The organism is Streptomyces sp. 4F14, assembly GCF_048159485.1.
Classification (GTDB): Bacteria; Actinomycetota; Actinomycetes; order Streptomycetales; family Streptomycetaceae; genus Streptomyces.
This window is the reverse complement of sequence record NZ_JBLRVY010000018.1, coordinates 21,100-42,656: the sequence shown is the minus strand read 5'-3', so window position 1 is coordinate 42,656 and position 21,557 is coordinate 21,100. Positions and strand designations below refer to the sequence as shown.

15 protein-coding genes are annotated in these 21,557 nt (G+C 67.7%); 3 read left to right on the top strand and 12 right to left on the bottom strand.

The features are described from left to right. Positions 1-41: 41 nt before the first annotated feature. Positions 42-1,082, bottom strand: coding sequence for an NAD(P)-dependent alcohol dehydrogenase (locus ACLZOT_RS28465; protein ID WP_416971954.1), 1,041 nt, complete (start codon positions 1,080-1,082; stop codon positions 42-44). Positions 1,083-1,263: 181 nt separating this feature from the next. Here ACLZOT_RS28465 and ACLZOT_RS28460 point away from each other — a divergent pair, with 181 nt between their 5' ends. Next, complete coding sequence (locus ACLZOT_RS28460; protein ID WP_416971953.1) at positions 1,264-2,169, top strand: helix-turn-helix domain-containing protein; 906 nt, start codon at positions 1,264-1,266, stop codon at positions 2,167-2,169. 4 nt (positions 2,170-2,173) lie between these two features. Here the strand turns inward: ACLZOT_RS28460 and ACLZOT_RS28455 are convergent, their stop codons facing one another. Further along, entirely contained in the window at positions 2,174-2,389 is a 216-nt protein-coding gene (locus tag ACLZOT_RS28455; protein WP_416971952.1) for a DUF397 domain-containing protein, read from the bottom strand. Beyond that, positions 2,361-3,224: a helix-turn-helix domain-containing protein gene (locus tag ACLZOT_RS28450; protein WP_416971951.1), complete on the bottom strand. Its 864-nt coding sequence runs from the start codon at positions 3,222-3,224 to the stop codon at positions 2,361-2,363. The genes ACLZOT_RS28455 and ACLZOT_RS28450 overlap by 29 nt, the downstream gene beginning before the upstream one ends. Positions 3,225-3,351: 127 nt before the next feature. On the opposite strand from ACLZOT_RS28450, the gene ACLZOT_RS28445 reads away from it, so the two are divergent. Further along, positions 3,352-3,573, top strand: coding sequence for a hypothetical protein (locus ACLZOT_RS28445; protein WP_416971950.1), 222 nt, complete (start codon positions 3,352-3,354; stop codon positions 3,571-3,573). Continuing rightward, positions 3,570-3,938, top strand: coding sequence for an ATP-binding protein (locus ACLZOT_RS28440; protein WP_416971949.1), 369 nt, complete (start codon positions 3,570-3,572; stop codon positions 3,936-3,938). Before ACLZOT_RS28445 ends, ACLZOT_RS28440 begins: the two co-directional genes overlap by 4 nt. On the opposite strand, the gene ACLZOT_RS28435 is transcribed toward ACLZOT_RS28440, so the two are convergent. From ACLZOT_RS28435 to ACLZOT_RS28395, 9 genes are all read right to left on the bottom strand, one after another. Then, positions 3,925-4,479 (bottom strand): hypothetical protein, encoded by a 555-nt coding sequence (locus ACLZOT_RS28435; RefSeq protein ID WP_416971948.1) that lies wholly within the window; start codon positions 4,477-4,479, stop codon positions 3,925-3,927. The genes ACLZOT_RS28440 and ACLZOT_RS28435 overlap by 14 nt on opposite strands. Positions 4,480-4,483: 4 nt before the next feature. After that, on the bottom strand, positions 4,484-5,047 hold the full coding sequence (locus tag ACLZOT_RS28430) for a hypothetical protein (protein WP_416971947.1): 564 nt from the start codon (positions 5,045-5,047) through the stop codon (positions 4,484-4,486). Positions 5,048-5,190: 143 nt separating this feature from the next. Beyond that, complete coding sequence (locus ACLZOT_RS28425; protein WP_416971946.1) at positions 5,191-5,814, bottom strand: hypothetical protein; 624 nt, start codon at positions 5,812-5,814, stop codon at positions 5,191-5,193. 145 nt (positions 5,815-5,959) lie between these two features. Further along, positions 5,960-6,559: a hypothetical protein gene (locus ACLZOT_RS28420; protein WP_416971945.1), complete on the bottom strand. Its 600-nt coding sequence runs from the start codon at positions 6,557-6,559 to the stop codon at positions 5,960-5,962. Between the two features lie 24 nt (positions 6,560-6,583). Beyond that, a complete protein-coding gene (locus tag ACLZOT_RS28415; RefSeq protein WP_416971944.1) occupies positions 6,584-17,179 on the bottom strand; it encodes a LamG-like jellyroll fold domain-containing protein in 10,596 nt (3,531 codons plus the stop codon). A 140-nt stretch (positions 17,180-17,319) separates the two neighbouring features. Continuing rightward, complete coding sequence (locus ACLZOT_RS28410; protein WP_416971943.1) at positions 17,320-18,003, bottom strand: ABC transporter ATP-binding protein; 684 nt, start codon at positions 18,001-18,003, stop codon at positions 17,320-17,322. 44 nt (positions 18,004-18,047) lie between these two features. Then, on the bottom strand, positions 18,048-19,508 hold the full coding sequence (locus ACLZOT_RS28405; protein WP_416971942.1) for an ABC transporter permease: 1,461 nt from the start codon (positions 19,506-19,508) through the stop codon (positions 18,048-18,050). A 142-nt stretch (positions 19,509-19,650) separates the two neighbouring features. After that, the gene (locus ACLZOT_RS28400) at positions 19,651-20,916 is read right to left on the bottom strand and encodes a L,D-transpeptidase (protein WP_416971941.1); all 1,266 of its coding nucleotides are present in this window, start codon (positions 20,914-20,916) and stop codon (positions 19,651-19,653) included. A 207-nt stretch (positions 20,917-21,123) separates the two neighbouring features. Then, positions 21,124-21,468: a hypothetical protein gene (locus ACLZOT_RS28395; RefSeq protein WP_416971940.1), complete on the bottom strand. Its 345-nt coding sequence runs from the start codon at positions 21,466-21,468 to the stop codon at positions 21,124-21,126. Positions 21,469-21,557 lie beyond the last annotated feature (89 nt).

Here is a 21,557-nt window from a genome sequence, read left to right as displayed (position 1 = left end):
ACACCAGCACGATCAGATGGTCGTACGACCGGTCAGCCGCGTCAGATCGTCGCCGTGTCGATCACGAACCGGTACCGGACATCGCTGTTCACGACCCGGTCGTACGCCTCGTTGATCTCCTCCGCCGAGATCAGCTCGATCTCGGAGCCGAGGTTGTGCTCGGCGCAGAAGTCGAGCATCTCCTGCGTCTCGGCGATACCGCCGATCATCGAGCCGGCGAGGGTCTTGTTGCCGCCGATGAGGGAGAAGAGGTTGAGGGAGATGGGCTCCTCGGGGGCACCGACGTTGACGAGCGCGCCGCCGGTCTTGAGGAGGGAGAGGTAGGCGCCGAAGTCCAGCGGCGCGGAGACCGTCGAGACGATCAGGTCGAAGGAGCCCGCGAGCTGCTTGAACGTGTCGGCGTCGCTGGTCGCGTAGTAGTGCGTGGCGCCCAGCTTCAGGCCGTCGTCCCTCTTGCTGAGGGTCTGCGAGAGGACCGTCACCTCGGCGCCCAGCGCGGCACCGATCTTGACGGCCATGTGGCCGAGCCCGCCGAGGCCGATGACGGCGACCTTCTTGCCGGGGCCCGCGCCCCAGTGCTTCAGCGGCGAGTAGGTGGTGATGCCGGCGCACAGCAGCGGCGCGGCGACGTCGAGAGCAAGGCCGTCGGGGATGCGGACGACGAAGCCCTCCTTGACGACGACCTGCTGCGAGTAGCCGCCGTACGTGGGCTCGCCGTCCTTGCCGATGGCGTTGTACGTGCCGACGTTGCCCTGCGCGCAGAACTGCTCGACGCCGGCCTTGCAGTTGTCGCACTCGCCGCACGAGTCGACCATGCAGCCGACGCCGACCCGGTCTCCGACCTGGTACTTCGTGACGCCGGGGCCGACCTCGGAGACGATGCCGGCGATCTCGTGGCCCGGGACCATCGGGAAGATGGCCGTGCCCCAGCCCTCGCGGGCCTGGTGGATGTCGGAGTGACAGATTCCGGCGAACTTGATGTCGATCTGGACGTCGAACTCGCCGACCGGACGGCGCTCGATGGTGGTGCGGGCGAGCGGCGCCTTGGCGGCGGGTGCGGCGTACGCGGCGACGGTGGTCATGCCGAGGTTCTCCTAGCGGGGGGATGCGTCCCGGCCTGCCTTCGGGCCGGGCACGGTGTTCAGCCTGCCACGGGTCCGGGTATCCACCCAGGTCACAGCTCTGCCTACGTCCACCGTTCGTACTACTGGCGGGGACAGGCTCGGGGGCGTACGACGGGGAGGGGTCGCCGATACTGGGTGTATGGACGAGGAGCAGCGGGCCGCGCGGCCGGGTGAGCCGGCAGGACTCGACCGGCGGGCCGAGCTGAGTGAGTTTCTGCGAACCCGGCGGGCCCGGCTGAAGCCGGAGGACGTAGGACTTTCGGGGTACGGGCGGCACCGGCGCGTGCCCGGGCTGCGGCGCGAGGAGCTGGCGCAGCTCGCGGGTGTGTCCGTTGCGTATTACACGCGTCTTGAGCAGGGCAACGGACGCAACGTCTCCGCCGAGATCCTCGACTCCATCGCGCGGACCCTACGGCTCACCGAGGCCGAGCACGCGCACCTCATGCACCTCGCGAAGCCCAAGCAGCACAAGAAGAAAGCGGGCGGTGGGCGGGCCCAGCAGGTCCGGGTCCCCCTGCACCATCTCCTCGACGCCATGGACGGCGTCCCCGCGTACATCATCGGGCGGCGCTCCGAGATCCTCGCGTGGAACCGGCTCGCCGCGGCCCTCTTCGGCGACTGGGCCGACGTACCCGCCGCCGAGCGCAACTGGGCCCGCCTGACCTTCCTGCGCCCCGACTACCGTGACCTCTTCATCCCCTGGGAGGAGAAGGCCAGCGACATCGTCGCCACGCTGCGCTGGGAGGCCGGGTGCTATCCCGACGACCCTCGCCTGTCCGCGCTCGTCGGTGAACTCTCCGTCAAGAGCGAGGAGTTCCGGCGGTTGTGGGCCGCGCACGACGTCAAGGAGAAGCGGAGCGGTGTAAAGCGCATGCACCATGCGCTGGTTGGCGAACTCTCCCTGTACTTCGAGGGGTTCAAGCTGGCGGCGGATCCGGAGCAGACGCTGGTGACGTACCACGCGGAGCCGGGGTCGGCCAGCGCGGAGGCGCTGCGGTTGCTGGCAAGTTGGGGGGTGGATGCGACTCGGGTGGAACAGGGCTGAGCGATCAGGAGAGAGGGCCGGATTCCTTGAGGGAGGCGAGGAAGGGGGTCCAGGCGGTGGCGGGGAGGAGGAGGGTGGGGCTGTGGGGGAGTTTGGTGTCGCGGACGGGGATGAGGGTGGGGAGGTTGGTGGCGAGTTCTACGCAGTTGCCGCCGCCTGCGTTGCTGTAGCTGCTCTTGAACCAGTGCGCGTCACTCAAGTCGACCCGGCTGCTTGCCATTTCGGTATTCCTCTGCGGCTGTCTTGATCATGGCCAGGGACGTCTTCGGTGCTAGCGCGGCGGCCCTCAGCAGATCGTACGACCTGCGGTACTGCACCACGAGTGTCGGATCATCGATGGTGTCACCGCTGTGCAGCGCCTCCGTGTAGAACAAGGGCGGCGCGTCAGGGAAGGTCATGATCATCGTCGGGCCGGTCATGAGGGGATGCGCGCCGTACTTCCGCAGGATGAGTTGCGGAACAATTCGGCGCCGCTCCGCCAACCCTACGATCTGGTCCAGCTGTTCGGCCATCTCCTGGCACGGCAGGATCGGGTCGGTGATCAGCGACTCATGCATGATCGCCCAGTACTCCGGAGTCCGGCGTCCCGGCGCGAAGAGAACCGCACGCTCCATCCGACCGGTGACCTTCTCATCGACTTCCTCGTCGGAGGAGTGCGGAAACCCCGCCAGGACAACAGCCCGTGCGTAGGCCGGAGTTTGAAGCAGCCCCGGGATCAGGATCGGGCACCACTCCTCGATCGTCAGCGCGTGCTTCTCCGCCTCCAGCACCTTCTCGAAGTACTTGGCGTGTCCCTTCCGCCTCGACTTCCGCACGTCCTCACAGTTCCGCTCGAAGTACCCGTCCGTACCGAGCCGTTGGTCCACGTGCCGCGCCAAGTCGAGCGGCATGCTCCGCTCTCCCCGTTCGATGTCGCTGAGGTGCGTCTTGCCGTAGAAGCTCCCGATGAGCAGCTCGTCCAACGACATCCCCGCCTGCTCCCGCTTCCACCTCAACTCCTTGCCGTAGAAGGTCGAAACGCCCTCGGAACCGTCGATGTCCTTGCCTCGCGCCATGTTCCTCACCCCTTGACCGGCAGCTCCGCAGCGTGCCCTGCGGACTCAAAACCCCTTTCACGGTAGCGCCGGAACCGACACTCTGTGAGGCGTTCGTCACACACCGCACAGAAAGCGACTCCCCCACATGTCCCACACCCCTCCCTCCCCCAACGACGTCCCCGCCTGCGTGGAGGAGATCCGCCAGGCCCTCGCCCTGCACGGCCTCCAGCTCCCCTCCCTCGGCCTCGACCTCCCGAGCTACGCCGGCCGCTACAACCCGCCCCTCAACCTCCTCTCCCTCGGCAACTGCCCCACCACCACCGCCCTGGCCCTCGCCGCCATCCTCCGCGAGGCCGCGGACAAGTGACCTTCGAGCACAGCCTGTTCGAGCACAGCCTGCTGGCAACGTCGAAAGCGGTGCCCGACCTCCGGCACCGCCTCCGCGAGCACTCGTACGACGTCCGCCTGTGTGCGACGGAACTCCTCACGAACGTGATCGACCACGTCGGCGACGGCACCCCCGTGACGATCCGCGTCGTCCCAACACCCCACGGCCACACCCGAGTCGAGGTCACCGACCCCGAGCCGAGAACCCTGCCGATACTCCAACACCCCGACGAGAACGCCGAGTCGGGCCGGGGCCTCGCCCTCCTCACCGCCCTCGCCCGGCGTTGGGGCGTGGAGTGGACGGCGGGCCGCAAGACGGTGTGGTGCGAGATCAGCGACTCGTGACGACGTCGCCGGTGCAGCGGGGATCGGGATGAGGCGCGACCTGACGAGCAACAGCACTCACCCACCGACTCCGCTGCACATCGAGCCCCGTATCCGCAGGGACGGCGAACCAGACCCAGCCGTCGCGATAGGAGGCGCTGGGCGTCGTACCCACGACGTACCGATGACCGGGCACCAGGACGGGGTAACTCTCAGGTTTCCCGGTCGCATATCCCCCCGCAGAGGTACGACCGACCCCCTGCCCGACGGTCATCTCACCAGCCGGCGCCCCCTTGAGCGCCTCGTCGATGCGCAGCGTGGACATGAGAACCCCACCGGGAAGTTCGGGTTCCTCCTCCAGGTATCCGTCCGTACGGGTGACGGTGACGACGGCCACGACATCGGCGTAACCGGCCTTGTCGACGTCCCGCTCGTACGCGGGCACACAGACACTGGCGATCTCGTCGCCCCCGGAGGGGACGGCGTACCAGACACCGGCGGCCGTCGCGCAGACCACGCCGGTCGCGGCTGCGGCGACGGCCAGAAGACGGGTATGCCTCACGTCATCAACCCCACAGCCGAAGGTAGTTGGCCTGGTCGATCTCGGTGGGCGCGGTGATCACCGGATCGACGGACGTCCACATCAGCGACAGCACACGCCCCGACTTGTGGCACAGCCCGAGCGCGTGCCCGAGTTCATGCGCGGCGGTCGCCCGCCGGTAGTCCCGGGTGCCGTGTTCGCGGCTGTCGAGGACCCGCTTGTTGAAGTAGATGTAGTCGGTCTCCGCGACGCCGCCACGGTAGTGGTAGTACGCGGCACGTCCGTCAGCGCGGTCGTAGTCACGCCATTCGAGGTCGTTGACGGTGGTCGCCGAGTCGGCGCGGACCTTGATCTTCGACAGGGCGCCGGAGGAGGACTGCCACACCTTCGCGGCATGGATGCGGGCCTCGTCGTACTTGGTGGACTCGGTGAAACGGATCTCGCCGTCGTCCACGGCGGAGCGAGAGCGGGTCTCCGACTCGCCCGCTACGCACGCCGCCGCGGGTACGCGGTGCGTGTGCGGGGAGTTGGTCAGCAGCAGAGCCGTGGCTGTCGCGGTGGCGAGCGCGACCATCGTCACAACGTTCATGGAACCGGCCGGCAGGTGAGGGGAAAGGGAGACCGACGGTAGAGGCGGACGGCACCCGCAAGATGCCGATCGCTACGGTTCCCACCCGGATGGCCGAACCCTCCAGACGTACGCCCCGGAAGCCGTACGGGCCACTCGCCCGCTCAGAACGGTTCGAAGCTCGGCTGTACGGGACCGATCTCGCCTGCCGCGACCAGTTCTTCGAGATCCTCGGGCTCCAGGTACTCCAGAGCGTCCGGGTCGATGCCGTGGTACCGGTCCACATCGAGCAGGCGCTGCACGAAGGCCAGCACGAAAGCGGAGAACGTCCCGTCGAAGGTCACACAGCCCTCCTCATGAACCATCGTGACAACCTTCCACCGATCCGGATCCGGATCGCAGGGCAGAAAGAAGTGTTCGTCGCCACTCTGGTCGTACCCCCACGAGATCAGCCCGCCGGGTTCCGGGTGGAACGGATACGGGACATGATCGGAGCGCCCCTCGCTCAGCGCCCTCTCCCAACGCGCGGTGAACATCTGATGCGTCTCACGCATCCGCTCCAGCAACGGACTCGATCCCCGCGGATGAAAAACAGCAAGCTCACCGGAGACCGCCCCGCTGCCGTAGGCATCGAGGAACGCCTTGAAGTCGACCGGAAGAGCAGAACCCACGTACTCCTCGACTTCACTCCAGTCACCCGGGGGCGGGGCCACTTGCCGATCGACGGGTTCCCCCAGAAGGGCCCTCAGCTCATCCAACACCGACATGTTCCCTTCCAGCATCGTCATCGCATCCCAGGACAGGTGGGACGATGCAAGTTCCGGCTACGGACAGACGTGAAGCTCCAGGGTCCTGGTAGCGCCGTAGCGGTTCGCCCAGTGCTTCCAGCATGAGTGCGAGGTAGTTCTCTTTCATTCTCTGATTCAGCTCCACTCAAAGATCCTCCCACGGATCGATTCCCTCATCCCAAAGCCGATTCTCATCCCTAAGATTCAGGAACCGCGCCGCCCCCCTCCCCCATAGCGTAGTGACGCTGATCGGACATTCATCGAAATCGGCCCGCAGGAGGCGAATGATGAATTCGACCATGCCGCATTCGTAAATTGCCCACATTCCCTTTTGGCGCCCCCATACCGCCACAGGCCACTGCTCAGGATCAGCGCCCGCAGTGATCCAGAACAGCGAATCTGACGCATTGGTTCCACCCCAGAGAAGCATATCTCGCAGATCAGGCTTACGAAGGACATCGGAGGCACTCCAGCTGTCCAATATGTCGGACTCCAAAGTATCCTGAGGAATGCGACCCACAGTCAACGCCTCGGTCGGCTTGCCGGGACGTGGAATACGCAAGAATAGGCTGTCCTCAAGCGAACCGGCGCCGAAGTGCGTAACAAATTCACGATAGTCTGCGGGGAATCCAGGAACGGCAAGATCGCTCGCGGCAGCCACCCAATCGACTACCTCGCCATTGCCCTCCTCTGACCGAAACGGCGAGACAAGAATCATCAGTCTGCCCAAAGATTCAAGAGTCATGAACAGCTCCCCTTCCTGGAGGTTCTATTTCATGCCTGCGGTCGGCACAGATACACCCTCGTGAACAACTGTGCCAATATTGGACCAATACTCAAACTTGTTACTATACATCATATTCGGCACGGGCGCCCCGAACGCGAGGGCAGGCTTACCATCCAGCGTGCCACGAGCCGTCATCTCGAAGGAGATTGGAACAGTTCTCGACCCTATATACTTCGGAATTACTTGATAGTGCACCACCTGCCCCTCATCGACGGCTCGCTTAACCTGCTTCTCGTAGTAATACATATGTCTTTTGAAACCGGGGTCTTCACGACTAACTGGCACATTATTTGTCGCGCGGGAGCAAGTAGCCAAGTTTTGCATATTGCGACCGTCGCCGCTTAGGCTCTCTGCCAACAGGTGGCAGGCATTCACCCAATCGCCGGGCGGCCGATTACCCAGATATCCCGCATAGCTTCGAGCCCAAAGATATCCTGGCGGCTTCTCGTCGCCAACCGGGCTTCCTTTATTTTCCTCCAGATAAGCGCTGTCCAAGCACACTTCCATACCGGTCGCGCGCCCGCCATTAGACAGGTCTAGATCTCCGTAGGAAACCCACCCCTTACCTCCACGTCGGCAGTCTTTCGATTTTCGACTGTCCGACGTCCCCCCGTTACCCCCAGCAGAGCCTTCTACGGCTACCGGAATGAGCTGCTGGGCTGCAGCTATCGCGGCTCGGTCAACCATGTCTCTGAACTGCAGAGAAGTGTCGAGGGACCTCTGCTCCACCCTCCCCACATTCACCTCCGGCCGAGGCTTCGGTCGAGTGGTCGCCGGTCTCGGGTTCTTCCCCGCGTTCGGGTTCTGCACGACCCTCGGTGCGGTCGGAGTCGTCTTGCCCGTGCCGGGCTTGTTGGTTGTGGTGCGGGACGGGGAGTTGTAGCGGGGGCGGGTGGGGGTGTTCGTGCTGCGGCAGGTGCCTCGGTAGGAGCAGCTTGTGTTCTTCGAAGCGGAAGAGGACGTCGCCGGTCTCGTCGGGCGTGTGGAGGGCTTCGGCTTCGATGTGCGCGCGGGAGCCGTCGGCTTCGTCCGGCAGCGGGCGGAGTACGAGGAGCACTCCTGGCTCCGGGCGTTGCCGGGCTGCCGCCCCGGAACCTTCCTCGGCTTCTTCGACGACTTCGGCTTCTTGGCGCTGGAACCTCCGCCCCGCGCGGGTTTGGGCGCGGAGGCGCCGCCGCCGCGCCCGCCGCCACCGCCGCTGCGGGGGTCGTAGGCATGGCCCGTCGGGTCCGTGCCGTTGAGGGGCTCGGCGTCGCCGTAGGTGTAGCGGTTGACGCTGACCGACGGGGTGGGGTCGAGTTGCCAGGTGTCGCGGGAGGTGAAGGAGCCGGTTCCGGGCTGGTACCAGCGGGCGGCCATGTTCACCTCACCGCTGGCCGTGTCGGTCCAGCCGGACTGGTAGCCGAGCGTCGGGGTGCTGCCGGTCTTCGCGGTGGTCCGGCCGAAGGGGTCGTAGGCGCGGGAACCGACGACGGTGGTGCCGTCCGCGTTGAGGCCCGCGACGAGGTCGGTGTGCTGGTCGGTGACGGCGAGCTGTTCCGTGCCGGTCGTCGTCGGCGACTCTCCGGCGAGGAGTTCGCCGTCCGGTGTGCGCGTGTAGGCCGTGACCGTGTCCGTGACGAGGTTGTTGGAGCCGCCGTCGTACGTGAAGGAGGTGGAACCGGAAGTCAGGACGCGGTCCAGCGAGTCGTAGGTGAGGGAGTCGGTGCCGTGGGAGACGGTGCGCTCGAAGGCGTCCGAGGCGGTGACGCGGGAGGTGCCGTCGCTCTTCGTGACGGTTTCGGTGGTGCCTCGGGCGCTGTAGGTGTAGGTGTCGGTGCCCCACTTCTCCAGGCGGTTGCGCGCGTCGTAGGTGGCTGTCGCGCTGCCCCGGCGGGTGAGGTTCCCGGCCTTGTCCCACTCGTAGGGCGTCGTGGTGGTGCCGTCGGTCCAGGAGGTCAGGCGGCCGGCCAGGTCGTAGGTGTACGTGTTGGCCGCCGCGCCGGCCGTTCCGGTGGTGGTCTTGGTCAGCAGTCGGTCGGCGAGGTCGTAGCCGTAGGTGATGCCGGTGACGGACGCACCGGTGGCGGTGCGGGTCACGGTGTCCGAGGACGTCCGGCCCAGGCTGTCGTAGCCGTAGGTACGCTCCGCGTTGATCACGGTCTGCCCGGTGTCCGTGACCCGGGCGAAGCGCTCCTTCGTGGGTCGTCCCGCGGCATCGTGGTCGAACTGGATCTGTGTACCGGTGAGCGGTTCGTCGGCGGAGTCGAGGCGGCCCGTGGAGTCGTAGGCGAAGCGGGTGGTTCCCGCCGCGTCGGTTCGGGTCGTCATGTTGCCGTCGGCGTCGTAGGCGTACTGGGAGGTGCCGGAGGGGCCCTGGGCCCGCAGGAGCATGCCGCGGTCGTTGTACGTGTAGGTGTTGCCGGGCGAGAGTCCGTCGGTGCCCACGCCGGTGAGCCTGCCGTCGAGGTCGTACGACAGGGCGCGCGGCGTGGTGGCCGCGGTCGTGCCGGAGCCCGTCTCGCGGATCAGCCGGCCGAGTCCGTCGTAGGTCTTCTGGCGCTTGACGCCGCCGGGGAGGAGTTCGCCGACCGCCTGTCCTGCCGCGTCGTAGACCGTCGTCCAGGTGCGCTGGTCAGCGGCCTGGTGCTGCCCTGCGGCAGGTTCGACGGTGGACTCCTGGAGGCCCCAGGCGTTGTACGTGTAGTACACGGAGCGGGAGTTGCCGTCGGTGAGGCGGGTGCGGTTGCCCCGGGGGTCGTAGCCGAAGCCCGTGGTGATCGCGTCGTCGCCGGTGAGCTTCTCGGTCTGCTGGGTGAGGCGTCCCAGCGCGTCGTGCACGAACGAGGTCTGACCGCCGGTCGGGGAGGTGGCCGAGGTCTGGTTCCCCTCCTCGTCGAACGCCGACCTGAACGTGCGCAGCGCGGTCGTGCCGGTCCCGTGGTCGGTGGCCTCGGTCACGTTGTCCAGCAGGTCGTAGGTGAAGGTGCTGCGGCGCTGGGTGGGGTCGACGACCTGGGTCTGGCGTCCGAGTCCGTCGTAGGTGTACCGGGTGACGGCCCCACCGGGCTGGGTGGTCGTGAGTGCCTCACCGGCCGTGTTGTAGGTGGCGGAGCTGACGAGTCCGGACGGTGACGTGGTGGCGGTCAGGTTGTCGGCGTCGTCCCAGGTGTAGCGGGTGATCAGGTTCTGCGGGGAGGGGTGTCGTTCGACCTCTGTCTGGGTGAGCTGCCTGCCGAGCCGGTCGTAGGTGGCCTCGGTGCGGGCGCCGGTCGGTGTGGTCATGGAGAGCGCAAGACCTGTGGGGGTCCAGGTGTACCGGGTGGTGCCGCCTTCGAGCAGGAGGGTGGTGCCGTCCGGGGGCAGGGTCGCGCCGGTGGCCGGCGGGTCCGTCCGCTGCGACAGCTGTCCGAGCTGGTCGTAGGTGTACCGCGTGGTGCGGGCCAGCGGGTCGGTGGTGGTCGAGACGCGTCCGAGGGCGTCGTAGGCCGTGCGGTACACGGGAGTTGTCGCGGTTCCTCCCGAGGGTGTGTACGGCGGGAGGGTCAGCGCGACGGTCCTGCCCAGCCTGTCGACGGCCGACCGGGTCGTCTCGCCGTTCTCGTCCCTTGAGTCGGTGGTGTCCCCGTAGGTGTTGTAGCCGATGGTGACGGTGGGCCGCTTCGTCTGCGGGGTGGTTCCGTACGTTTCGGTGGTCACCGCAGGGGAGGTCTGTTCGACCAGGCGTCCGAGGGCGTCGTAGCGGTAGTTCGTGGTGTACGTCGCCGGGTCCGCGCCTGTCTTGGTGCCTCGCGGGCTGACGCTGCTGAGCAGGAGGCCGCGTGCGTCGTAGGTGTGCCGTGCGGTCAGCGTGGTGGTCGCCGAGGACAGGGAGGCGGCCGTGACGTTGCCGGCCTTGTCGTAGGTGGAGCGTTCGGTCACCGTCTCCGTGCCGGAGGCGCGGAGGGCGGTTTCGGTGACGCGGTCGTCGTTGTCGTAGACGTAGTCGGCGGAGCGGTTGATCCCGTTCGGGTCGAGGACGGAACGCACGACGCGCCCGGTGGCGTCGACGGTGTGGGACTCGGTTCTCGTTCCGCCGCCCGTGACCTGCTGGGTGAGGTGACCGGCACCGTCGTAGGTGTTGGCCTCCGTCGCGATGTCACGGCGCGTGCCGTCCGGCTGCTCCACCTGGAGCGCGGTGGTCGTGGCGGGGAGGCCGTCGTCGAAGTAGGTGAAGGCGGTGGTCGCGCCCATGGCGTCGGTGGTCGAGGCGAGACGGCCGGCCGGGTCGTAGGCGTTCGACTCCATGACGAGGTCGCGCGGCTCGCCCGTGGGGCTTCCGGTCCAGTTCTTCAGGACGGTCTCGGCCGGGTCGCCGATCGGTGTGTAGCGGTGGGCCAGTTCGTTGCCGAGCGGGTCCTTCTCGCCGGTGAGCCGGCCCAGGGTGTCGTATGCGTACGTCGTGACGTTGCCCTCGGCGTCGGTGACGGTGTCGTTCTGGCCGCGGCTGTCGTAGTGGTAGGTGGTGGTGCCGGCCTGGTCGCCGCCGGTGAGGTCGCTGTCGGTCTCGGTGAGGAGGTTTCCGTCCGCGTCGTAGGTCCGGACGGTCTTCGCGGTGTGGGTGGTGCCGGTGATCTCGTTCTTCGTCCCGGCACCCGTCTCGGCGACGACATTGGAGCGGTCGTCATAGGCGTACGTGGTGGTGACACCGCTCGGGTGGGTGTCGGACACCTGGGTCTCGGAGGTGTTCCGGCCGATCCCGTCGTACGTGTACGTGGTGACGAGTCCGGACGGGGACGTGGTCCTGGCCAGGTCTCCGCCGGAGAAGTACGCGTAGGAGGTGACCGCGCCCTGCGGGGTGACCGTGGTCGCCACCAGCCCCGCCGGAGTGGTTCCGCCGCCGGTCGCCGGTTCCGTTCCCGCGGTGTACGTCGTGGACGACGTCCGGCCGTCGGCGAGGGTCATCTTCTCGGGCAGGCCCAGGGCCGTGTAGCTCATGGTGGTCCGGTAGCGGTTGTCGGCCGCTCCGGTGCTGCGGGCGTCACGGGTCGCGACGGTCTTCCCGTTGCGGGGGTCCAGCGGGTTCGCGGCGTTGTGGAAGAACTCCTCGTACGACGTCCAGCAGGATCCGGCGTCCCGGCAGGTGGTCCGGGAGACCGGGTTCCCCTGGGCGTCGTGACCGGTGATGGTGGCGTGGCCGTTCGGGTCGGTGACCGTGTGCGGGAAGCCGCCGGTGTCGTACGCGTAGGTGGTGAGGCCGCCGTTCGCGTCGGTCGAGGTGATCCGGCGTCCGCCGCGCAGGGCGTCGTAGGTGGTGTTCGTCGTGGCGCCCTTCGGGTCGGTGACCGTCACGGTGGAGGCGAGCGCCGAGACTCCGGAGTACTGGCGTGCGTTGTAGTGCTCGGCCACCTGATCTGCCGTCAGACCATGCTGGTAGACGGCGACTTCGTCGATCTGGCCGGTGAAGTAGCTCGCGTCGGCGGGGGCGGCGGGCCAGTTCTTGGCGAAGCCGGTGCCGATGTAGGTGCGGGTGTTGGACTGGTGGCTGACGGCTCCGGTGAGGGTGGCGGCCTGGACGCCGTCGAGGTAGAGGGTCTGGGCGGTGCCGGTGGCGGTGACGACGGCGTGGTGCCACTGGTCGTCGGTGACGGTGTCGGCGGAGGCGACCTTCGCGGTGCCCAGGCCGGGTGAGTAGAACTTGCCGTTGAGCTTGCCGTCCGTGCCGACGTACAGCAGTGGGGCGTAGGTGCCGGTGGCGGTGGAGCCCATGGGGGCGGACTGGTCGCCGATCAGAACGCCGGCCTTGGTGGTCTTGAACCAGAGTTCGACGGCGAGGTCCGTGGAGCCGCGCAGGATGCCGCCGGGTATCTCGGCGTAACCGTTGCCGCCCAGGGTGACGGCGGTGTTCTCGCCGGTGCCGAAGATGCCGTCGGCACCGAGGGCCGTGTTGGTGTAGGTGCCCTGTCCGTCGATGGCGGCGACCTGGCTGCGGGCCTGGGTCCCGGACGTCTCCCCCAGGCGCCAGTAACCGGCGGGGGCGTCGGCGGTCACGGCACCGCGGTAGTGCGGGCTGTCACCGGACACCATGCCAGTACGGGAGCGGAAGTGGTCACGGATCTCGGCGGCGCTCAGAGCCTTGGGGTAGAAGGCGACTTCGTCGAGGGCGCCGCTGAAGTGACCCCAGGGGTCGGTGGAGTCGAGGGCGGTCCAGCGGGAGCCGGTACGGCCCTTGCCGAGGAAGATCTGACTCTGGTCGAGGTGGGTGATCGTGCCGGAGACCGTGCCGGCGAGGACTCCGTCCACGTAGAGGGCGGAGGTGGTGCCGGAGCCGGTGACGACGGCATGGTGCCACTGCGCGTCGGTGACCACGTTCTTGGAGACCGGGGGTGTCCAGTTCGTCGTCTCCGAGTAGAACTGGCCGCGCAGCTTGCCGTCCGTACCGACGTACAGCAGCGGTGTCGCGCGGGAGGGAACGGTGTTCTCGCTGATGTCCGCGTTGGACTCGGTCAGCAGGATGCCCGGCTTGTCGGTACGGAACCAGAGTTCGGCCGACAGGCTCGTACCGGACAGGGAGCCGTCGGCGACCTGGATGTAGGAGTCGCCGTTCAGTCCGGCGGCCGTGTCGTCGCCGTCCGAGAAGGCGCCGAAGGTGCCCAGCGCGACACCGTCCCCGTAGGAGCCGTCCGAGCCCTCGGGCAGAGCGCTGGACGCGGTGACGCCACGGCGTTCGCCCAGGCGCCAGTACTCGGTGGGGCCGGAGCCGCGTACCACGGTGTCGTAGGCCGCCGATCCCGCCGAGTACGACGGGGCGGACACCTTCCACACACCGGCGTCGGAGTCCTTGAACTCGGTGACGCGCTCGGTACCGGCGTCGTAGGTCACTTCGGCGTCGGTCCTTCCCGAGGGAAGCGTCACCTTGGTGACGCGCGGGACGGTTCCCCTGGCCGCGAAGTGCTGGGCGACCGTCGCGAGGTCGAGGGTGTGGTCGTAGACGGCGACCTCGTCGACGAGGCCGGTGAAGTGGCCTAGCTTGTCGGTCTTGTCGATGCCCGCCCAGGGCACGGCGGTCCAGCCCAGACCGACGTAGGTGTAGCGCTGTTCGAGGTGGTCGATGGCGCCGGTCTTGGAGCCGACCGCGACGCCGTCGAGGTAGAGGGTCTGGGAGGTGCCCGCGCCGGAGAGCACGATGTGGTGCCAGGCTCCGTCGTTGACCGTCCCGGTTGAGGTGAGCGGGGTCCAGGTGGTGCCGGGGAAGTAGAACTGGCCGCGCAGCTTGCCGTCCGTACCCACGTACAGCAGCGGGGTGGACTGGCTGACGGACGGGTCGACGTCCTCCATGCGCTCGTCGGCCTGGGAGAGCAGCACGCCGGGCTTCGTGGTCTGGAACCACAGCTCCACCGACGCGAACGGCGAGGATCCCAGGGCGTCGTCGGGCAGCGCGAGGTGGGAGTCCGTGCCGTCGAAGGAGCCCGCCTTGTCGGGAGTTCCGGCCAGGGCACCGGTCGCACCCCTGGTGACGTCCCGGAACTGGGCCGCGTTCATACCGGTGCGGGAGACCGCCTGGCTCGCGGCGCTCTCGCCTTCGGCTTCGTCCAGGCGCCAGTAGGAGGAGGGGTTCGCGTCGAGGACGGTACTGCGGTAGAGGCTGCCGTCCTCATAGGTGTATCCGGTGCACGCGGTGGTGGACGCGGGCGGGCAGACCTTGACGAGGCTGTCCCCGTCGTAGGTGTACGACCATCTGAGGCCGGTGCCGACGGCGCCGACGGGGGCGGTCTCGACCGTGGTGACGTGGCCCCCGGACCAGCCGAAGTCCAGGAACCGCCCCGAGACCACGTCCGTCGCCCTGGTCAGCCGGCCGTTGGTGTAGGCGAGTTGCTGCACCCGGCCGTGCCCGTCGGCGATCCTGGTCAGCAGGCCGCCGGAGTCGAACGTGTACAGAGCACCGCTCGCGTCGCGGAGCGTCCAGCCTCCGCCCGCCTCGGCCTTGAGCGTGCCGGTCGAGCCGGACGGCGCGGCATAGCTGCCGTCGGCGTTGCGGCCGAAGCGGACCTGGGTGCCGTCGGACAGGGTGACTAGGACGCTTCCGTCGCTCTCCGGCAGAGCCCGCATGTCCCAGCGGGTCGCCCATCCCGCGCCGAACGCGTTCTTGCGGCGTGGATCCTGGGAGTTGTACGTACGCGTCACCGAGAGTTCGGGGCCGACGGTCGGTATCGCCGCGTCCGTGGCGGCGGTGGAGTAGTTGCCGGACCTCTCCTCGAACTCGTCGCCCTCGTCGGCTCCTCCGAGATGCCCGGTGATCGCGGGCTGGGGCACTTCCGGGGTCAGGAAGGAGGGACCCGGGCGGGTGGAGGTACTGCTTCCGTCATAGGCGTACGCGTACCAGGCGTAGGTCTTCGCCCAGGACAGCCAGCCGCTCGTGACGGCCCACTGCTGAGACGTACCGCGGGGGCCCGTCCGGCAGTTCTTGCGGGTGTTCTTGCCTTCGACCTCACAGACCTCGAACTGGTACTGAAGTGCCTTGGGGTAGCGGTCGCGGTCGGTCGCGGCGGCCCAGAGGGTGGGGGTCAGCGAGTTCACGACGGCCCCGCTCGCCGGTGCGACACGCGTCAGTGCCGGTGGGATGTTCACGGCGGAGAACTTGATCCCGGCCGGTGGGACGCCCGCTCCGCTGAAGGTGGCGACGCCGTTGTCGTTCATCGTCCACAGCAGCGTGTAGTCACCCGGGGTCAGCGGGGCGATCTTGGCGTCGACGGTGACCGCCGCACCCGGCGGCACGTCGGCCGGCATCGGGGACCAGAGGATCTTCGAGGTGTCCGTGATCTCCTTGCCCACGGCGTCGAACAGGAGGTAGCGCAGCGTGTAGTTGCCGTTCTTGGGCCAGGTCTCCTGGCCTCGGTTGGTGACGGTCACACGGAACGCGCCCTCGGCCGTCGCCGTGATCGGGGTGACGAACTCCCCGAGCTTGTAGGTCGCCCCGTACTTGGTCCAGGTCACGTCGAGGGACGGCTTGCCGTTCGGGTAGTCGTCGGAGCCGAAGTTCTTCCATGCCGCGGAGTCCGTCGTGGACGCCTTCACGGCCAGGCCGTAGTTCTTCTTCCTGCTGTGCGTCCAGTCGTCGACGAGCTGACGGCCCGCCGCTCCCAGGCTGATCGATTCCCAGGCCGCCGCGCCGCACGGGTAGGCCGACTGGCCCTCGGGCCGCCAGCCGTGGGTGAAGCTCTTGGACGCCAGCGCGGCACCGGTGGCGGGCCCCGGGTAGGTGGACGTCGACGACTCGGCCCAGTTCGAGGTGATCGCGTGGACCGTCACCGGGCGGGCCGTGCACGAGTACGACCAGGTGTTGTACAGGGCGAGCCTGGCGCCCACGATCCAGGCGTTCTTCAGTGAGGTCTCGACACCGTTGAAGCGCAGGAAGGCCGCCGCTTTGTGACCGCCCTTGTCGTAGGTGCCGACCTTGAGGTTCGTGTCTCCCGAGAAGTTCTGGTTGTACGGGGACTGCACGTAGGTGCCCGAGGACGCGACCGTCGATGTCACCGTGACCACCGTGGGGTCGACCTTGACCGGGAAGACGCGTTCCGGATCGTTCAGCCAGTCACTGTCGAGGGAGACCTTCAACGCCTGTCCACCGTCGGTGTCGACCAGTTCGTAGCGGACGCCGCTGGAGATCTCCCCCTGGTTGGAGTTGGGGACGAGGTCGGAGTCCTCCATCCAGCCTGCCGGAATCCGGGCCCGGGGCGCACCGGAGGCGTCGACGAAGACGACGCTGCCCGTGGCTTCGGCGCGTGCGGTCAGGCCCACGGTGTGCAGGGGAAACACCCATTCGGTGGGCGCGTTCACGTCGTTGAGGATCAGCACCTCCTTGACGGACGTGCCGCCGGCCACGAACCGTACGTCCGCCAAAGGCCGTACGGCCCGGTAGGTGATCGTGCTCTCGTCCGCCTCGCCGGGCACGTGCGCGGCGTCCTGGAGAGAGAAGCCGACGGACGTGCCCTCACCCGTCCTGAGGGACATGAGCGGTGTGCCGTCGGCGTGTTCGGCGAACGTGGTCTCGCTGTCTCCCGCGGTGATCTGCCAGCCGCCTGTGGAGGTGCTCATGGTGTGGCCGAAGCGTCCGCCCTGTCCGCGCGGCCGGAGCGTCGTGTCGATCTCCGCCCAGTTCCCCTGGGAGTCCTGGAAGTTGACGGGCTCGTCGTAGAAGCGGGTGGTGAAGGTGCCGTCCGTGTTCTGGAACGTGCGGGCCGTGCGCTGTCGTTCGGAGAGGACCTCGCGGCTGGTCCCGGGGTCGAAGCCTTCCGGCTCCACGGGGGTGGGTGAGATCGCGGTGGTCGACGGGAGTTCCGGCTCCGGTGCGGCGAGAGGTGTCGACGAGGTGGCGGTTTCCGGAGGCAACTCCCCGGCGGAGGGCTTGTGTCCCGCACCGCCGCCGGCCGCCTCGGCGGATGTGTCACCGGGAGCGGAGCGGTGGGCACGTCCGGCGGCGGATCCCCAGAGCTGGTCGGGGGCGTCCGCTGCCAACACACGTGCACGCTCACGTGTGTTGGCAGCGACCGCGCCTTCCGTGCCGGCGGAGCCGGTCATCAGCAAGGCGACAGCCACGGCGAACGGCCGCACGAAACGCATAAAGCCCCCCAAAGAAAAACCAAGAGGGGTTAGTAGATAGACAAAATCGAACAATGGGCAAGAGTTGTGATCATCCTGTAATGATCACGAGAAGGCGGACACCTCCCGGCGTGGTGCGCCGGGAGGTGTCTGAAGGTGGGTCAGGAGGGTGTCTTCTCCGTCACCGTGATCCGCCCCTTCCTGATCGTCACCAGGCGTGGCGCCTTCTTCGCGATGGAGGAGTCGTGGGTGACCATGATGAAAGTGAGGCCGTGCTCCTTCCAGAGGGTCTCCAGCACGTCCATGATCTCGTCCCGCATGCCTTCGTCGAGGTTGCCGGTGGGCTCGTCGGCCAGCAACACCTTGGGGCGCTTCACCAACGCCCGTGCTATCGCGACGCGTTGCTGCTGGCCACCGGACAACTCCGAGGGAAGGTGCCGCAAGCGCTCGCCGAGACCCACCGACTCCAGTGCCTCGGCAGCTCGTTCGCGGCGTTCCTTGACCTTGAGGCCCAAGGGGACCAGGGCCGTCTCTACGTTCTCCTGGGCGGTCAGGGTGGGGATGAGGTTGAAGGACTGGAACACGAAGCCGATGTTCTCGCTGCGGACCTTCGTCAGCTTGGCCTCGGAGAGTTTCGCCAAGTCCGTGCCGTCCAGGACGACTTCACCGGAGGTGGGCCGGTCGAGGCCGCCCAGCATCTGGAGCAGGGTCGACTTGCCGCCGCCCGTGGGGCCCTGGATGACGAGGCGGTCGCCGTCGGGGATGGTCAAGTCGACGGAGTCGAGGGCGAGTACGGCGTCCTTGCCCCGGGTGTAGCGCTTGGTGACGTTTCTGAGTTCGTACATGGGGTGAGCAACTCCTCGATGAGGTACGGGGGTTCGTAAACCGACTACTCGACTCGCCGCAGCGCGTCAGCGGGCCGCAGCCGGGACGCCCGCCAGCCCCCGAACGCCCCGGCGATGAGCCCACCGGCCACCGCGAGCCCCACGGCCAGCGCGACCGTCGAGACGCTGACCGGCGCGGTCAGCGCGACGTCGAGGGTGCGCGCGGCAGCCGCACGGCCGGGACCGCCGCCCCCGAAACCGCCGCCGCCCATCCCGCCGCCACCGCCACCGCCCCCGTTGCCGCCGCCCAACTGGGCTTGCAGCGTGGGGCTGATGGCCGTGACCACGTACGCGCCCGCGAGGCCCAGCGCGATGCCCAGCGCACCCCCGAGCAGCCCGTTGACCATCGCCTCGCCGATCACCTGCCGGGTCACCCGCCCCGACTTCCAGCCGAGCGCCTTGAGCGTGCCGAACTCGCGGACCCGGCGGGAGACGGCGGAGGAGGTGAGGAGCCCGGCGACGAGGAACGCCGCGACGAGCACCGCGATCGACAGCCACTTGCCGACGTTCGTCGCGAGGGAGGACGCCGTCGACAGCGACCCCGACACCGTGTCCGCGAGATCCGCCGACGTCGTCACGGTCGTACCCGAGATGTTCTTCTGGATGGCCGACTTGACGCCGTCGATCTGCTGGGAGTCGGTGGCCTTGACGTAGACCGTGGTGACCTTGTCCTTCGCGTCGCCGAGGGTCTGGGCCTGGGCGAGGGGGACGTACACGTTGGCGGCGGCATCGCCGCTGTCGGCGGTCGCGATGCCGATGACGGAGAACTTCACCGTCTTGATGGTGAGGGTCGAACCGACCTTGAGGGACTTCTCCTTGGCGTAGGAGGCGTCGACGACGGCGACCTTCGCGGCGGTCTCGGACGTCTTGAAAGTGCGCCCGCTGGTGATCTTCGAGGAGGTCAGCGGCCCCAACTCGGGCTTGGCGACGTCGGTTCCGTACACGGAGTAGTTGTTGACGTCGAAGTTGGCGCCGCCGCCCTGGACTTCACCCTGGGGCTGACCGCCACCGGCGCCCCCACGGCCGCCTCCACCGCCGCCCTGCTGGAACTGCCCGCGCGTGAACTGCCCGTCCACCTTGATGACTTGGAGGCTGAGCCCGCCCACCGCGTCGGCGACCCCGCTCTGCTTGCCGACCTGCGTGACGGTGGAGGTGGCGAGCGTCTGGAAGCCGCGCACCATCACGACGTCGCTGCTCTGCGACGCGTCGGAGTCGCTGTCCTGCGCGTCGAACTGGAAGCGCGGGCGCTCGGCGCCGGTGCCGCCGGCGGCCGCCGCCTTGGTGACGGTCATGTCGGTGCCGAGGCCGTACAGCGACTGGAGGACCTTGTCCTGGGCCTTGCCCATGCCGGAGGACACGGAGTTGACCACGATGACCAGCGCGATACCCAGCGCGAGCCCGGAGGCGACGACGAGGGCCGCCTTTCTGCGGCGGCGCAGCTCGCGCCTCAGGTAGGTGAAGAACATGCGCCGAAAAGTAGGGACGGCGCGTGATGACTCCATAAGCCGTGGATAAGAGCGGCATGAGAAGGCGCTGTGAACCCAAGTGCCGGTAAAAACACCGATGCCGCCCCCGGCGAGGGAGGCGGCATCGGTCAACTGCCGTACGTCAGGCGGAAGAACCGGCCTTCCAGTCGGCCCAGCTCATGTTCCAGCCGTTGAGCCCGTTGTCCGGTGCGACGGTCTTGTCACCCGTGTTCTGGACGACGACGACGTCACCGACGATCGAGTTCGTGTAGAACCAGTACCCCGCCGTACCCGTGTCGTTGGCGCCCTTCGTGTCCGACAGGCCGACGCAGCCGTGGCTGGTGTTGGTGGAGCCGAAGATGGACTTCGCGCCCCAGTAGTTGCCGTGGATGAACGTCCCGGAGTTGGTCAGCCGGATGGCGTGCGGCACGTCCTTGATGTCGTACTCGCCCTTGCCGTCGTCGTCGGTGAAGCCCACGGTCGCGCCGTTCATGCGCGTCTCCTTGAACTTCTCCGACATCACCATCGTGCCCTCGTACGTCTTGTTGTCGGGCGAACCGGCGGAGATCGGGATGGTCTTGATGGTCTTGCCGTCCTGCGTGACCTTCATCTGCTTGGTCTTCGCGTCGACGTAACTGACCTGGTTGCGGCCGATCTTGAAGGTGACGGTCTTCTGCTGGACGCCCACGACGCCCGGCGCTCCCTCGACCCCGTCGAGCGCGAGCTTCAGCGTGACGGTGGAGTTCTCCGTCCAGTACTGCTCGGGGCGGAAGTCGATGCGGTTGGCGCCGAACCAGTGGCCGACGACCTCCTGGCCGCTGCTGGAGGTGACCGTGATGCCCTTCTGGACGGCCGCCTTGTTGGTGATCGACTTGTTGAAGTTGATCGAGACGGGCATGCCCACGCCGACCGTGGAGCCGCTGTCCGGGGTGAAGTTGCCGATGAAGCTGTTGGCCGGGGAGACGGTCGTGAACGACGCGTTCTCGTGGGCGACACGGCCGTCGGAGTCGGTGGCCGAGGCGGCGACCTTGTACGTGGTGGAGCGCTCCAGCTGGTCGCTGGGCTTCCAGGTCAGCTTGTCGGCGGAGAGCTCGCCCTTGACGGCCGTACCGTCGGCCGTGGTCATCGCGACCGACGTGAGCGTGCCCTTGCTGACCGTGACGGCCGCGGAGTTGTTGATGGAGGCGTTGTCGGAGCCGTCCGCCGGCGTGATCTTGATGTCCGCCACGGACGCCTTCTGGGCGGCCGCCTCGTCGGCCTTGGCCTGCGAGGACTCGCCGCTCCCGCCGCCGGAGGCGCTGTCGTCGCCACCGGAACACGCGGAGAGCACCAGGACCCCCCCGAGCAGTGCGGACGCGGCCATCAGACCCTTGCGCCGCTTACTGTTCGCTATCACTCGCTTCTCCATACGTTGCCGATTACCCGGAACCCGGACATCTCCCCGAGGGTTGCCCCCATCCCCGGGACCCTCTTCCCAGTTAACGCTTCAACCATCGCCCCGCGTTCCACACGTTCCCGTCATGTGGGGGACACCACGTCAACACTGCCTGAGACGACGAAACCCCGGACGCGGTTTCCGTCCGGGGCCGCGGATTTCACTGGTTCCCCAGGACGCTCAACCGTTGCGGTCCATGGCGTCGCCCTCCTCGTCATCATCCTCGTCGAGGTCCCATTCCGGCGAATCGGGGTCGTAGTCGATCCGTTCCGTGGACCAGGAAGCCTGTACGAGTTCCACCCCGGGCACGCCGCTGACCAGGCCGAACGGGTCGACGAGATAGGCGAGCGCCTCGGCGGTGTCTTCCGTCACAGCGCTCTCGGCGTGCGCGCGCTCGGCGTCCGGAAGCTCCGGATCCTCCGCGAGGCGTTCCAGTGCGGCGCCGGTCACGGCGCCTTCGTCGTCGAGTTCCAGCACGATATCCACGCGAAGGCGGACAAAGCGCGAGGTTTCTTCAGTGCTCATGCGGGGAGCGTACGATCTCTTTCCACCGTGACTTTCCCGTGACCCTCGCCTTTCACTAAGCTCGCCCCCACGGCCGCATTCTCCCGCGC